13 protein-coding genes and 1 pseudogene are annotated in these 13,820 nt (G+C 65.3%); 10 read left to right on the forward strand and 4 right to left on the reverse strand.

Translation table 11 applies throughout. The features are described 5' to 3' along the window. Nucleotides 1-19: 19 nt before the first annotated feature. A complete protein-coding gene (gene hrpB / locus QRN51_RS00815; protein ID WP_284988251.1) occupies nt 20-2,734 on the reverse strand; it encodes an ATP-dependent helicase HrpB in 2,715 nt (904 codons plus the stop codon). 98 nt (nt 2,735-2,832) lie between these two features. On the opposite strand from hrpB, the gene QRN51_RS00820 reads away from it, so the two are divergent. From QRN51_RS00820 to QRN51_RS00835, 4 genes are all read left to right on the forward strand, one after another. After that, a complete protein-coding gene (locus tag QRN51_RS00820) occupies nt 2,833-3,018 on the forward strand; it encodes a hypothetical protein (RefSeq protein ID WP_059389306.1) in 186 nt (61 codons plus the stop codon). Between the two features lie 207 nt (nt 3,019-3,225). Further along, on the forward strand, nt 3,226-4,053 hold the full coding sequence (locus QRN51_RS00825) for a slipin family protein (protein WP_059389307.1): 828 nt from the start codon (nt 3,226-3,228) through the stop codon (nt 4,051-4,053). A gap of 93 nt (nt 4,054-4,146) precedes the next feature. Continuing rightward, the gene (locus QRN51_RS00830; protein ID WP_284988252.1) at nt 4,147-4,578 is read left to right on the forward strand and encodes a hypothetical protein; all 432 of its coding nucleotides are present in this window, start codon (nt 4,147-4,149) and stop codon (nt 4,576-4,578) included. A gap of 136 nt (nt 4,579-4,714) precedes the next feature. Then, nucleotides 4,715-5,326, forward strand: coding sequence for a DUF305 domain-containing protein (locus QRN51_RS00835; RefSeq protein ID WP_284988253.1), 612 nt, complete (start codon nt 4,715-4,717; stop codon nt 5,324-5,326). A gap of 90 nt (nt 5,327-5,416) precedes the next feature. On the opposite strand, the gene QRN51_RS00840 is transcribed toward QRN51_RS00835, so the two are convergent. Further along, the gene (locus QRN51_RS00840; RefSeq protein ID WP_284988254.1) at nt 5,417-5,659 is read right to left on the reverse strand and encodes a hypothetical protein; all 243 of its coding nucleotides are present in this window, start codon (nt 5,657-5,659) and stop codon (nt 5,417-5,419) included. Between the two features lie 232 nt (nt 5,660-5,891). Here QRN51_RS00840 and QRN51_RS00845 point away from each other — a divergent pair, with 232 nt between their 5' ends. The 3 genes and pseudogenes from QRN51_RS00845 (at nt 5,892) to QRN51_RS00855 (ending at nt 9,293) form a co-directional block, all read left to right on the forward strand. Then, nucleotides 5,892-7,454, forward strand: coding sequence for a CehA/McbA family metallohydrolase (locus QRN51_RS00845; RefSeq protein ID WP_284988255.1), 1,563 nt, complete (start codon nt 5,892-5,894; stop codon nt 7,452-7,454). A 125-nt stretch (nt 7,455-7,579) separates the two neighbouring features. Beyond that, nucleotides 7,580-8,623 (forward strand): annotated as a pseudogene (locus QRN51_RS00850) (NAD(P)-dependent alcohol dehydrogenase). Nucleotides 8,624-8,696: 73 nt separating this feature from the next. Continuing rightward, nucleotides 8,697-9,293: a TMEM175 family protein gene (locus QRN51_RS00855; RefSeq protein ID WP_284988256.1), complete on the forward strand. Its 597-nt coding sequence runs from the start codon at nt 8,697-8,699 to the stop codon at nt 9,291-9,293. A 12-nt stretch (nt 9,294-9,305) separates the two neighbouring features. Here QRN51_RS00855 and QRN51_RS00860 read toward each other — a convergent pair whose 3' ends face one another. Further along, nucleotides 9,306-10,064 (reverse strand): DeoR/GlpR family DNA-binding transcription regulator, encoded by a 759-nt coding sequence (locus QRN51_RS00860; RefSeq protein WP_284988257.1) that lies wholly within the window; start codon nt 10,062-10,064, stop codon nt 9,306-9,308. A gap of 46 nt (nt 10,065-10,110) precedes the next feature. On the opposite strand from QRN51_RS00860, the gene QRN51_RS00865 reads away from it, so the two are divergent. Continuing rightward, the gene (locus QRN51_RS00865) at nt 10,111-10,803 is read left to right on the forward strand and encodes an NUDIX domain-containing protein (protein ID WP_284988258.1); all 693 of its coding nucleotides are present in this window, start codon (nt 10,111-10,113) and stop codon (nt 10,801-10,803) included. A gap of 31 nt (nt 10,804-10,834) precedes the next feature. On the opposite strand, the gene QRN51_RS00870 is transcribed toward QRN51_RS00865, so the two are convergent. Beyond that, nucleotides 10,835-11,353, reverse strand: a complete 519-nt coding sequence (locus tag QRN51_RS00870) for a GNAT family N-acetyltransferase (protein ID WP_284988259.1) — start codon at nt 11,351-11,353, stop codon at nt 10,835-10,837. Nucleotides 11,354-11,419: 66 nt separating this feature from the next. Between QRN51_RS00870 and trxB the strand changes: the two genes are divergently transcribed. Both trxB and QRN51_RS00880 read left to right on the forward strand, forming a co-directional pair. Beyond that, a complete protein-coding gene (trxB, locus tag QRN51_RS00875; protein ID WP_284988260.1) occupies nt 11,420-12,397 on the forward strand; it encodes a thioredoxin-disulfide reductase in 978 nt (325 codons plus the stop codon). Nucleotides 12,398-12,569: 172 nt separating this feature from the next. Next, nucleotides 12,570-13,820, forward strand: a complete 1,251-nt coding sequence (locus QRN51_RS00880; protein ID WP_059389316.1) for an Nramp family divalent metal transporter — start codon at nt 12,570-12,572, stop codon at nt 13,818-13,820.

Consider the following 13,820-nt stretch of genomic DNA (forward strand, 5'->3'; position numbering starts at 1 on the left):
AACCACCGGCAAGCCGGGATCACATCTTCCCCTTGGTCTTGGCCGTTGCTGGCGCTGTCCACGGGTCCTCGGGCCAGGGATGCTTCGGATAGCGCCCGCGCATCTCCGCACGGACCTGGGCGTACGGGCCGGACCAAAAGGAGGCCAGGTCAGCTGTCACGGCCAGCGGTCGCCTGGCCGGAGAAAGAAGGTGGAACAGCACCGGCACCCGTCCGCCTACCAAGCGCGGCGTCGCAGCCCAGCCGAAGCACTCCTGCAACTTGACCGCCACGACCGGCCGGCCGTCGTCGTCGGCAACGTCCGGATAGTCGATCCGCACCCGGGAACCGCTCGGCACCTCAAGCCATTCCGGCGCCAGCTCACCGAGCCGGGCCGCCTCGGGCCACGGCAAAAGCCGCCGCAACGGCTCGGCCAGGTCGATCCCGTTCGTCGCAGCGCCTCCTGCGAGCGCTTCGAGCTCCGGTGCCAGCCACTTCTCCAGCCTGGCCAGCAAGGCGGGCTCGGAGACGTCCGGCCATGGATCGCCCAGTTCCCTGTGCAGCAAAGCCAGTCGCCGGCGCAAGGTATCGGCTGCCGTCGACCAGCCAATGGTCCCCAGGCCTTCTTTCGCCAGGGCGCGGGCTACGGCAGCGCGACCGTCGTCGATGGTGGGCCGTACGGGCGTCGACGAAAGCAGAATCGCACCCAGCCGCCGTTCCCGCCTGGCGGTGACGCGGCCCCGCGTGAATTCGGCTTCCACCGTATCGCTCAGGAGGTGGCTGGCGGCAGCTTCCGCCGCATCCGCCGCCAAAGGTGCAGCGGAACGGATGACGGCGCCAGTGCCTGCCGCATCCCGGCCGTCCGCACGGGATACCTCGGCCACAGCGAGCCAATCGTGGCCGGCGAGCGGACTGCCCGCCGGCAGCCCGGCACGTGTTCCCGACGTCAGCAGGTAGCGTTCAGGGCCGGTGCCTGGAACGCGGCGCGCAACACGGTCGGGGAACGCAAGCGCGACCACGAACCCCAAGGCTTCGGCAGGACTCGCCAGTGAAGGCAGGCTCGGCGGTGCGGTCAGGGAAGGCCCGACGCCGGATCGCTCCTGGCGTGCGATCGCCTCCATGCGGCGGACATCCTCGGCCCAACGCCGGGCCGCGGGGTCCTTGCCTGCCCGGAGTGTGGCCAGCAGGCGCGTCAAGTCAGCTCCGGGAGCCCGTTGATCCCCTGCCACGAGGGCGACAGCCTCGGCAGCCGCCCGGTGCCCGACAGTGGCGGCACCATCCAGCAATGCGCGGGCCAGTCGTGGATCGGCGGGGATCCGGGCCAGGGTCTTCCCCACGTCCGTGGCAAGTCCGTCCGCGTCGATGGCGCCAAGTTCCCGCAGCACTTCAATGGCATCGTCCATCGCGCCTTGGGGCGGGGAGTCCGGAAGTGCGAGCCCCCGGCCCCCCGGCGATCCCCAACACGCGAGGACGAGGGCCGCGCCCGTCAGGTCGGCGGCCGCAATTTCCGGTGTGGGGTGGGCCGGTGCGGCGCCGTATGCCTTGTGCTCGTAGCAGCGGACCACTCGTCCTGGCCCTTGGCGTGCAGCGCGTCCTGCGCGTTGTTCGGCGGAGGCACGGGAGCAGGAGACCGTGACCAGGCCGGACATGCCGCGGTTGGCGTCGCGCCGCAGTTCACGGGACAGCCCCGCGTCGATGACCAGCCGCACTCCCGGAACGGTCAGGGAGGATTCGGCCAGGGCAGTCGAGACGATAATCCGGGGAGATCCGCCGGGCTCCCTGCCGGAGACCGCCCGGTCTTGTTCGGCCGGGCTTGCCTGGCCGTGAAGCTCCAATACCTCCACGTCCCTGGCCCTCGCAGCCAGTCTGGCGCGCAGCCGGGACGCGACGTGGGAGACCTCCCACGCACCAGGAAGGAACACCAGGGCGTCGATGTCCGGATCAGCTGCGAGGGTGTCCGCGTACGACGACGCGGCAGTGTCCGCCACATGGTCCAGGAAGGCGCGGGTCACGCCGCGTCCGTCCAACCGTGGACCTGCCGCGGGCGCCCAGTCCACCGTCAAGGGATGCAGCGCGGACGGACAGTCGACGACGGGTGCCGGCCCGCCGCCGTCGTGCTTTCCGCCTGTGCCTTCTCCGGGGCCTCCAATCAGCGCGGCAAACCGCGGCGCGTCGAGGGTTGCGGACATCGCGACGAGCATGAGGTCCTCCCGCAGCTCACGGACTTCGATGAGCATTCCGAGCAACAGGTCCGTCTCCAGGCCGCGCTCGTGGACCTCGTCCAGGATCACAGCCCCGGCGGTCTCAAGCCCCGGATCCGCGAGCAGGCGGCGCAGGAGGATTCCGGGAGTCACGAACTCGATTATGGTCCCGGGGCCCGCCTGGCTTTCGCCGCGGACCGTGTATCCGACCCGTTCGCCGAGCCGGCTGCCGTCGAGAGCGGCGAGGCGCCGTGCCGCTGAGCGTGCGGCGACCCGCCGTGGTTGGGTCACGATCACCCGGGGGCGCTGCCTTCCGGTCACCGCGCCGGCCGCGCCGTCGGCGAGCAGGATGTTGGCAAGCAAGGGCGGCACGAGCGTCGTCTTGCCGGTCCCCGGGGGCGCTTGCACGACGGCGGTTCCTGCCGTTCCCCTTGTATCGAGGGCTTTGGCGAGTTCCCCCAGCGATTCTCCGAAGACGAGTCCCTCGCCGATGGTGTCCAGGTCGAAAGGGCGGTATGCGAGCGCGGCATTCCGGGGAACGGGTGGGGATTTCACTCCTCCATTGTGCCTATAAGCGGATCAGCCGTTGAAAGGTGGACTGCTTGCCGAATCGGGAGGACGATTAAAGGGCAGTTGCTAGAAGGAGGTCTGTGATGTGCTACGGCTACAACAAGGATTTCCGGCGGGACACCAGGAAAGATGCCTCACAGGAACCCGAGGAACGCCCTGAGCCCAAGGTCGACGCGAAGGACTTCATGTTCTGGGCCTTCCCACGCCGCTACCGTGAGTTCAGGAACGATCCGGAGCCGGTTATCGACCGGACCCGCGAAAGGGTCTAAGCCACGAAATTGAGAGGAACGTCCCAGAGGGCGTTCCTTTCATTTATGGCCCTACAACTCGGCGATTCCAAGGTATTTACTGGAGATACAACGTAAGCGGGTTCGCCTGCCTCGTTGCGGAAAGTGGGCTCCCTTTTCCCTCCACTGCCACCGAAGGATCTCCGCCATGAACGCATTAGCACTTAGCGACGAAGCCGGTGTGCGGCCATGACAGCGGACGCCATCACCTGGCTGATTGTCTTGATTGTCCTGCTGGTCATCTGGTTTGCGATGGCCGTCCACATTGTCACGCAGTATGAGCGCGGTGTCCTGTTGAGGCTTGGGAGGATCCAGGGCCTCCGGACCCCGGGCCTTGTGATCATCATCCCGTTCGTCGACCGCCTGAGGAAGGTCTCCCTGCGGATCGTCACCATGCCGATCCAGTCCCAGGGCATCATCACCCGGGACAATGTCAGCCTAGACATTTCCGCCGTCGCGTATTTCCGGGTGGTGGACGCCATCAAGTCCGTCCTGGCCATCGAAAACGTCTACGCCGCGATCGACCAGATCGCACAAACCACGCTTCGCAAGGTGGTGGGTCAGCACACCCTCGACGAAACGCTCGCAGAAACGGACGTCATCAATGCCAACATCCGCCAGATCCTGGACGGACTGACCTTGGAATGGGGCGTCGAAGTGACCCTCGTGGAACTCAAGGACATCCAACTGCCGGACAGCATGAAGCGCGCCATGGCCCGCCAGGCCGAGGCCGAGCGTGAAAAGCGCGCCAAGATCATCGCCGCCGAAGGCGAGTCCCTGGCCGCTGCCGCGCTGGGCATGGCCTCTGACACCATGATGGCCCATCCACTGGCCCTGCAGTTGCGCAACCTGCAGTCCATGGTGGAGATCGGCGTGGACAAGAACACCACGGTCGTCTTCCCGGCTCCCTTGATGAGCACCATCGGCGAGCTCGGAGCATTCCTGGCCCGCGAAGCCGCCGCCGCGAAAGCCGCGCAACCACCAAGGACCATGACAGGACGGACGATGGCAGGGTGAGCGCGGCAGAATGAAACTGAACGGCGCCTATACTCGTTGAAGCCGTCGTAAAGCCCGCGAACCGGGCGAACAAGCTACGGAAGGAGGAAGACCATGACCGACCCCTCACGGGGCCGCGCCACCGCCTTCCTCATCCGCACGGGCCTGTTGGCAGGACTGCTCGCGATCATCGGCGGAATCGTCGGGATGCATGTCATGGCGGGTGGGCACAGCATGCACGCCACCCCGGCTATGGGCCAGTCCGCCGTCGTGGGCCCCGCCACTGTCATCGGCCCGTCGCACATAGTTCAGCACGCGGATTCATCTCCGGCGCAGTCGTGTGCAAGCCCGGGCACGTGCACCACGATGTCGGCCCTGCACGCCGTCTGCGTCCCCGCTCCGGGCCATAACACCCTGACAGCACCCCTACCAGGTGTCCCGCCCTACGCCAATGCGGGCACGTCAGAGGCCGGTACCCTGGTCTCCGGATATTCGCATCGCCCGGGTAGTCCTTCCCCGGGCGATCTCTGCATCAGCCGCACGTAAAATCCACCGCCGCACCGGGCTGCCGACCCGCTGCACAAGACTCCACCCTGACGCGCCGCCCCACACAGTGGGCTTGCTGTGCGCGTCCCACGCAGCCGCGCTTCTGCAGGCTGATTGATTGAAGGACCCCAAAACCATGAGAAAAAACCTGACCCTCGCCACCTTTACCGTGGCCACAGCAATCGCGCTCGCCGGCTGCTCGGCCGGAACCGGCGGCAGCAGCATGCCGGGAATGGACCACGGAAGCGCCTCTTCGTCTGGTTCGGCCGCATCCCCGGCCGCGGCGACCGCGGGAGACCATAACGCGGCGGATGCCGAGTTTGCCCGGATGATGATCCCCCACCATGCCCAGGCCGTCCAGATGAGCGACGTCATACTCGCCAAGAACGGCATCCCTGCCCAAGTGACTGCGCTCGCCGGCAGGATCAAGGCAGCCCAAGGCCCGGAGATCGAGAAGATGACCGGCTGGCTCAAGGACTGGAACGAGCCCGCGGGGATGTCGGGCGGCCACACCATGAACGGAATGGTGGACAACGAGGACATGACGAAACTCGAGGCCACCCAAGGCCGGGATGCAGCCAGGCTGTTCCTGACCCACATGATCGCCCACCACCAAGGGGCCGTGGCCATGGCGCAGAAGGAAGGCACCGACGGTAAGAACGCCGATGCCCTCAAACTCGGCAAGGACATCGTGACGGCGCAGGAGGCCGAGATCAAGGAAATGCAGGAGCTGTTGGGCGCGCTGTAGTCACAAGCACCCTCCAGACCACACCGCCGGCCCACCTGTTTTTTCCAGTGCGGGCCGGTGCCTGCGGCTTGGGTTACGGCGTCCCCGGGCCTAGGCCGTGGCGCCTACGGATGTTCCTTCCGCCGCGAACAGCGCCTCCGCCACATCTTCCCTGAGGTGGTAGTCCCTGGCTTCGATCGGATACAGGGAACCGCTGACCACGTAGTACCCGCGGCCCTCGCCCGGCCCGCCGGCCGCGGCATCAATAGCGGCGATCATCCCCGGTTCCAGGGGCTTTTCTTTGCCTGCCTCGCGCAATCGAGCGAGGTCTTGGGCTTCAAGGCGACTGATCAAACCCGGAATATCGCACATCTAAAACACCGTCCTGTTCGGTACATGGGAATGGTTGCGCCGTCGCCCCAGCCCTTGGTGCATGCCAAGAACAGTAAGGCCGGGCATGGCTCGTGGCAAGGGCCAATTGACGACGGGTCCACTGAATGGACTCCGCTTGCTGACGCTCCCGCTTTCATGCTGCGTTCTTGGTTCCGTTGCCTACTGTTCAGTAACGGTGTGCAACATCGAGTGAGTGACTTCACCATGCAAAGCCCATTCGGGCGACAATGTCTCCTTTTCCTCTACCCGGCGCGGCTTCCTGGCCGCCGCACTGACCGGCGCGGCTCTGACCCTGGCCCCGGTTTCGTTCGCGGCAGCCGCTACCGGAACCAGCAAGAGCAAGACGATCACCGGCCATCTGGATCCGGGAGCAGCGGACTTCGTCTATTTGCCGATCGAGGTCCCGGCCGGCGTCAACAAGATCAGCGTTTCGTACACCTACAGCAAGCCCCAGGTGGCCTCCGGACTTCTCACGAACGCCTGCGACATCGGAATCTTCGATGAGAAGGGTACCGACCTCGCCGGGAAGGGATTCCGCGGCTGGTCCGGTGGTTTCCGCACCGAATTCAGCATCAGCGCCGGCGACACGACGCCGGGTTACCTGCCGGGGCCGATTGGGAAGGGCACGTGGAACGTCGTTCTTGGCCCGTACCAGGTGGCCGAGCAGGGCCTTGACTACACGGTGAACGTCACGCTTGAGTACGGACCCGACGTCGCCCCTTTCAAGCCCCAGTATCCGCCGCAGCAGGTTGCCGGCCGCGGCGCAGGCTGGTACCGCGGGGACGCCCACCTGCACACCGTCTACTCGGACGGAAAGCGCACGCCCGAGGACGTCGCAGCCGGCGCCCGCGCCGCGCGCCTCGACTTCATGATCTCGACGGACCACAACACGCCGGCATCGCACGGCGTCTGGGGGCCGCTTGCCGGCAACGACCTGCTCATCCTCACGGGCGAGGAAGTCACCACGCGCAACGGCCACTACCTCGCGCTCGGCCTGGAGCCGGGCGAATGGATCGACTGGCGCTACCGTGCCCGCGACAAGGGGTTCGAGCAGGAAGCCCAGCGGATCCACGCCTCGGGCGGAATTGTTGTTCCGGCTCACCCGTACTGCCCGTATGTCGCCTGCCGCTGGAAGTTCGGCTATGACGACGCCGATGCGGTTGAGGTATGGACGGGCCCGTGGACCCTGGACGACGAGTCCTCCGTCAACACCTGGGATTCGATGCTCGCGCACTCCGTCCGTACCGGTGGCCGGTGGCTCCCGGCGATGGGCAACAGCGACGCCCACAGCGTCCCGCAGGTCATTGGCTTCCCGCACAACGTGGTCAACGCCGCAGCGTTGTCCCGCGATGCCCTGCTGGACGGCATCCGCAATGGCCGGAACTGGATCGCCGAGTCGGCTGACGTCTCGGTGGACTTCCAGGTCACGTCCGGCGGCAAGAGCGCGACCGTGGGCGAGCGGCTCAACGTCGCGGCAGGTGCCCCCGTCACGGTGACGGCGAAAATCGCCGGCGTGCCGAACGGCGTCGTACGCTTCATCACGGATGAAGGACAGACCCAGCAGGTCACCCTTCCCGCGTCGGGCCAGGGAACGAGCACCTGGGTCACCACCCCGCAGCTCGCGGCTTACGTGCGCGTTGAGGTCCGGCATCCGAAGATCGACGGAACATCCGGCAGCGGCACGGAGATGGGAACAGTCATCCCGCTCGGTCCCATGGCAGCGCTGACGAACCCGATCTTCCTCGGCGCCAGCTAGTCCGCAACGGATCCCCTTCCGTTGAGGGAGTCCCTGCCAGTACCCCTACCAGCAGGGACTCCCTCACGTCGGAATTCTCCTGTTGGATGGATAGTGCCAATCCTCCGTCCACCAACAGGAGAATAATGCTGACCGTCAATGCTTACGCAGCCCCGTCCGCAAGCGAAGCCCTCGTTCCGACCACCATTGAGCGCCGCGACGTCGGCGCCCACGACGTGCTCATCGAGATCAAGTACGCGGGCATCTGCCATTCAGACATCCACACAGTCCGCGGCGACTGGTGACCGCAGTCCTACCCGCTCGCCCCCGGCCACGAAATCGCCGGAATCGTCACCGAAATCGGCTCCGACGTGACCCGCCACAAGGTCGGCGACCGGGTAGGCGTGGGCTGCATGGTCAACTCCTGTGGCGAGTGCGTTAACTGCCGCAAGGGCGAGGAGCAGTACTGCCTGAAAGGCATGACCGGGACCTACGGCGCCGTTGACCGCGACGGCACCATCACCCAGGGCGGATACTCCACCCACGTCGTCGTGACCGAGGACTTCGTGGTGCGGATCCCCGAAGGGATAGCGCTCGACGCCGCCGCTCCCCTGCTGTGCGCAGGCATCACCACGTATTCGCCTCTCCGGCATTGGGGTGCCGGACCGGGCAAGAAGGTCGGCGTCGTCGGACTCGGCGGGCTGGGCCACATGGCCGTCAAGCTCGCGCACGCCATGGGCGCCGAGGTGACGGTGCTGTCCCAGTCGCTCAAGAAGATGGAAGACGGCCTGCGTTTGGGCGCGGACCAGTACTTCGCCACGAGCGAGCCGGCCACCTTCGAAAAGCTCGCGCGGACCTTCGACCTGATCATCAACACCGTCAGCGCCCCGATCGACATCAGCTCCTACCTTCAGTTGCTGGCGCTCGACGGCGCGCTGGTGAACGTGGGCGCACCGGCGGAACCGCTGCCGGTCAACGCCTTCGCACTCATCGGGGGCCGGCGTTCGTTCGCCGGATCGGCGATCGGGGGCATCCGGGAGACCCAGGAAATGCTCGAGTTCTGCGCCGAACACGGGCTGGGGGCCGAGATCGAAGTCATCCCGGCCGAGAAGATCAACGACGCTTACGAGCGGGTCCTCGCCTCCGATGTGCGGTACCGCTTCGTCATTGATGCCTCCACGCTGGGCTAGGCGGGAAGGGCGGGCGTAATCTCTTGGCCGCGGGAGTCCGCAGCAACGATGATGTCCCCATGAAGGCAATGCGATGAACAAGAACCGGCTTGAGGCATTCAGCGACGGCGTCCTCGCGATCGTCATCACCATCATGGTGCTTGAGCTGCGGGTGCCCGCGGAGCCTAGCTGGCATGCCTTGCTGAGCGTCTTTCCCACGTTCCTCAGCTATTTGCTCAGCTTCGTCTACGTGGGGATCTACTGGAACAACCACCACCACATGATCCATCTGGCGGATCGGGTCAACGGCCGAATTCTCTGGGCGAACCTGCACTTGCTGTTCTGGATATCCCTCTTCCCGTTCAGCACACGTTGGATGGATGAGTCGGGCTTCGCCGAGGTCCCGGTGCTGGCTTACGGTTTCAACCTGCTGTGCGCCGCCGTTGCCTACTACGTCCTGCAGCAGTCGTTGATCCGGCGCCAGGGCCGGCAGGGTGCGCTGGCCCAGGCGATCGGCCGGGACTGGAAGGGGAAGACGTCGCCGCTCATCTATGTGGCCGGCCTTGGCCTCTGCTTCCTCCATCCTTTGCTCGCCGTCGCCGCGTACACCGTCGTGGCCATGATCTGGCTGGTTCCGGACCGGCGCGTTGAACACTTCGTCACCCGTGCACACGAGGACCGGTCCGGGTAGGGGCAAGCCCGGTTATCCAGCGCCGACAAGGGCGACGCCAAGGCGCGAGAGCTCCCGCATGGTGGGATCGTTGGCTGGCGCATCGGTGATGAGGCCGGCGACGCTGGCGAAAGGCAACACCGAGTAGCGCGAAACGGCCCCGATCTTCTCGGCGCTCGCGAGGACGTACGTATCTGCCGCACGGGCGGCGAGGGCACGCTTCATGGCGGCTTCGTCTGCGTCGGCGGTGGTGAGTCCGTGGTCTGGGTGGATTCCGGTGACGCCGAGGAAGAACAACTCGGCGGAAACGGCCTGGGTGGCCTCGACGGCCGCAGCCCCGCAGGTCACGGCAGAGTGTTTGAACAAGCGGCCCCCGAGGAGGAACACCTCGATGAGGGGATGCTCGACAAGCGCCGAGGCGATGGTCGGACTGTGGGTAATCACAGTGCAGTCGAGCTCCGCCGGCAGCGCGTGGACCACCGCGAGGGTGCTGGTGCCGCCGTCGAGGATCACGGCGGAACCCGGCTGGATCATCGAAATGGCGCAGGCAGCAATGCGCCCCTTGCTCTCCGGCTCGACCGTAGCGCGGGTGGCATAGTCGGCAATCGCAGGAGAAGCCGGCAGCGCACCGCCGTATACGCGCTGGCAGAGCCCGGCCGCGGCAAGCTCGCGCAGATCGCGGCGCACGCTGTCTTCGGACAGGCCGAGTTCGTGGGCGATGTCTTTGGCGATCACCTTGCCATCGGCGGCAAGCCGCGAGAGGAGAAATTGGTGCCGTTCGGCAGCAAGCATGCGCGTTCCTTCCTGATGTTGCACGATCATGCACTATTCTAGCGGGATGACTCCGAGAAACGATGCCCCGCCCACGACGTTGCGTCCTGGAATTGATGTACCCGACCACCGCGGCCGCACCGGTCTCGACCAGGCCGGCCGAGGCCTCGACCGCAATCCCGCCGTGGTGGTGCGCAATGTCGAAGTGACTTCCGACGGTTGGCACGTGCTGCGTCGCACCACCTTCGACTACCGCCGCAGGGACGGCCGATGGGTCACGGAGCAACGCGAAAGCTACGATCGCGGGAATGGCGCGACGATTCTGTTGTACGACGCCGGCCGGGGCACGGTTCTGCTCACGCGGCAGTTCCGCTTTCCGGCCTATGTCAACGATCATCCGGACGGCATGCTGATCGAGGCTGCTGCCGGATTGCTGGACGACGACGATCCCGAAACGGCCATCCGGCGCGAGGCAAGCGAGGAACTCGGCGTCGACGTCGGAACGCTGCGGCACGTCTTCGACGCATACATGAGCCCCGGATCTGTCACCGAACGGCTGCACTTCTACGTCGCGCCCTACACCCCGGCGGACCAGACAGGCCCCGGCGGCGGAGTAGCCGCGGATGGCGAGGACATCGAAACCATCGAGATTGCCTTCTCCGATGCCCTCGCCATGATCGACGACGGCCGCATCGTGGACGGAAAGTCGATCATGCTCCTTCAGTGGGCGGCCCTCAACGGCCTCTGCCAAGTGCCATAAGCCACCCTCGGCCCTCCTCAGACCGCGCTGCTCAGACCCGGCGTGAGCGCCGTTCAAGCAGGAGCGTGTCGCGCCATTGGCCGGCAAGGGGCCCTGTGCTCATGCGTGCGATGCGTTCGCGACGGCCAACAATGGTGAATCCGTTGGCCTCGTGAAGGCGGATGCTGGCCTGGTTCTCGGGGAAAATGCTCGACTGGATGGTCCAGATGCCGTGCTCTTCGGTCGACGCAGCCAGCGTTTTCAACAGCAGACCTCCAACACCCCGTCCGCGCGCAGAACCGGCGACATAGACGGAATGTTCGACGACACCGGCATATGCCGGGCGCGCAGACACAGGGGAAACAGCAGTCCACCCCACCACGAGGCCGGATGTAACAGCGACGAATCGGTGATCAGGAAGGCGGCCCGCGTTGAACTGTTCCCAGTCCGGGGCTGCCGCTTCAAAGGTTGCCTGCCCGGTCTCGATACCCTCCGTGAAAATCGCACGGACCGAGGGCCAATCCTCGGGATTCATGGGCCGGATCAGGACGGCTCCGGCTTCGCTGAACATCCACCCATTATGCACATGGATTGACGAGCCCTTGATTGAATCCCCCGACCTTGTTGCACTTGTCCCATGAGCACAGAACAACTGATCATCATTGGATCCGGCCCCGCCGGTTACACCGCGGCAATCTATGCCGCCCGGGCGGGCCTGAGCCCCCTCGTCCTTGCCGGATCAGTCACCGCCGGCGGCGCGCTGATGAACACCACGGAGGTGGAAAACTTCCCCGGATTCCCCGCCGGAATCCAGGGACCCGAGCTCATGGATGGCCTGCAGGAACAAGCCGGGCGCTTCGGCGCGAAGATAGTGTTCGACGACGTCACTCAAGTCCAGCTGGCCGGGCACCTCAAGCGCGTGGTCACCGGCTCCGGCGACACCCACGAGGCACCGGCCGTAATCCTTGCGACCGGTTCCGCCTACAAAGAACTCGGCTTGCCCGAAGAGAAGAGGCTGAGCGGACACGGCGTTTCATGGTGCGCCACGTGCGATGGCTTCTTCTTCCGCGAACAGGAAATCATCGTGGTGGGGGGCGGCGACTCCGCCATGGAAGAGGCGATGTTCCTGACCCGGTTCGCGAAGACCGTGACCGTCGTCGTCCGTAGGGAAGAGCTAAGGGCGTCCCGGATCATGGCCCAACGGGCCAAGGACAATCCGAAAATCCGCTTCGCGTGGAACTCGGCGATCACGGCGATCCACGGCGACGCCAAGGTTACCGGGGTTACCCTGGCCGACACTCGATCCGGTGAATCGCGTGAACATGCGGCTACGGGCATATTCGTGGCCATTGGACATGTCCCGCGGACGGACCTTGTCGCAGGACAGGTGGAACTCGACGCGGAGGGTTACATCAAGGTGGATTCCCCCACCACTGTTACCAACCTCTCCGGAGTCTTCGCTTGCGGCGACGCCGTGGACCACCGCTACCGCCAGGCCATTACGGCCGCCGGCACGGGTTGCGCCGCGGCCCTGGATGCCGAACGGTACCTCGCCGCACTCGATGACGCGGACAGCATCGCCACGGCATTGGTGGAAGAACCCACCCACGCCTGAGCCGCGCCCAACTAACTAGCAGTAAGTGTCGTTTTGAGGGCTCAAAGCGACACTTACTGCTAGTTAGTTGGGCAAAGCGCGAGCTTATCAAGCTGCACCTAAAAGCTACTTTTCGGTATGCCTAACTTAACGGTATCCTCATCATGTCCGTATCCCCGCTGTTGAGGAAACCATGGCTGCCACGATTGTTGAGCGACCGGCGAGCAAACCCCGGTGGAAGTCCCGGCTGCTCCTGTTGGGGCCGGCTTTCGTGGCTGCGATCGCCTATGTCGATCCGGGCAACGTCGCGGCAAACCTCACCGCGGGAGCGAATTACGGTTACCTCCTCGTGTGGGTCCTGGTAGCGGCGAACATCATGGCGGTCCTGGTGCAGTACCAATCGGCGAAACTTGGTTTGGCCACCGGGCACAGCCTTCCTGAGCTCCTGGGCAAACGCTTGGGAACCCACCGTCGCAGACTGTTCTGGGTCCAGGCGGAGGTGGTGGCCGGGGCTACCGACATGGCCGAAGTCATCGGCGGAGCCGTGGCCCTCAACCTCCTCTTCGGACTGCCACTTCTCATGGGCGGCATCATCATCGGAGTGGCTTCCATGTTGCTCCTGGCGCTCCAGTCGTCACGGGGCCAGAAGTCCTTTGAATACGCCATCATGATGCTCTTGGCCGTCATCGCCGTCGGTTTCGTGTCGGGTCTCTTCGTCAATCCCCCGGAGACCGGTGGCGTATTGGCGGGTCTGGTGCCGCGGTTCGAGGGCACGGACACTGTCCTGCTTGCCGCGAGCATGCTCGGCGCCACGGTCATGCCGCATGCGATCTACCTGCATTCAGCCCTGGCCCGCGACCGGCATGGTTTCTCGGAGGACCCCGCTGAACGGACGCGGCTCATCAAGATCACCCGTGTGGACGTCGTGGGGGCTTTGGTGCTTGCCGGGGTCGTGAACATCGCCATGCTCCTTTTGGCCGCGTCCAGCCTGCGGGGAGTCGAAGGAACCGACACGATCGCCGGCGCCCATGCCGCTGTGACATCTGCCCTTGGTCCGATCATCGGCGTGGCTTTCGGTATCGGTTTGCTTGCCTCAGGCCTCGCTTCAACGTCCGTCGGATGCTACGCCGGAGCAACGGTCATGGGCGGGCTCCTTAAGATCCGAATACCCCTACTGCTCCGCCGGGTGGTTACGCTGGTCCCGGCGCTGGTCATTCTCGGCGCGGGCATCGAACCCACGCTGGCACTCGTGCTGAGCCAAGTCCTGCTGAGCTTCGGCATTCCTTTCGCCTTGATTCCGCTGATCCGGCTCACCGGCAAGCGCGAAGTCATGGGCATCCACACGGATTCCACGCCATTGAGGATTGCCGGGTGGACCAGCGCTGCACTGATCGTGGGACTCAATTGCGTCCTTATCGTCCTGACAGTCACGGGGAAGTCCTAG

Source organism: Arthrobacter sp. efr-133-TYG-120, assembly GCF_030209785.1.
Classification (GTDB): Bacteria; Actinomycetota; Actinomycetes; order Actinomycetales; family Micrococcaceae; genus Arthrobacter.

Bases quoted from the DNA above. Each gene is read 5' to 3' on its own strand.
- QRN51_RS00835 (WP_284988253.1), top strand. From the start codon at position 4,715: ATGAGAAAAAACCTGACCCTCGCCACCTTTACCGTGGCCACAGCAATC.
- QRN51_RS00830 (WP_284988252.1), top strand. From the start codon at position 4,147: ATGACCGACCCCTCACGGGGCCGCGCCACCGCCTTCCTCATCCGCACG.
- QRN51_RS00865 (WP_284988258.1), top strand. From the start codon at position 10,111: ATGACTCCGAGAAACGATGCCCCGCCCACGACGTTGCGTCCTGGAATT.
- QRN51_RS00825 (WP_059389307.1), top strand. From the start codon at position 3,226: ATGACAGCGGACGCCATCACCTGGCTGATTGTCTTGATTGTCCTGCTG.
- QRN51_RS00870 (WP_284988259.1), bottom strand. From the start codon at position 11,353: ATGTTCAGCGAAGCCGGAGCCGTCCTGATCCGGCCCATGAATCCCGAG.
- QRN51_RS00860 (WP_284988257.1), bottom strand. From the start codon at position 10,064: ATGCTTGCTGCCGAACGGCACCAATTTCTCCTCTCGCGGCTTGCCGCC.
- QRN51_RS00880 (WP_059389316.1), top strand. From the start codon at position 12,570: ATGGCTGCCACGATTGTTGAGCGACCGGCGAGCAAACCCCGGTGGAAG.
- QRN51_RS00820 (WP_059389306.1), top strand. From the start codon at position 2,833: ATGTGCTACGGCTACAACAAGGATTTCCGGCGGGACACCAGGAAAGAT.
- QRN51_RS00855 (WP_284988256.1), top strand. From the start codon at position 8,697: ATGAACAAGAACCGGCTTGAGGCATTCAGCGACGGCGTCCTCGCGATC.
- trxB (WP_284988260.1), top strand. From the start codon at position 11,420: ATGAGCACAGAACAACTGATCATCATTGGATCCGGCCCCGCCGGTTAC.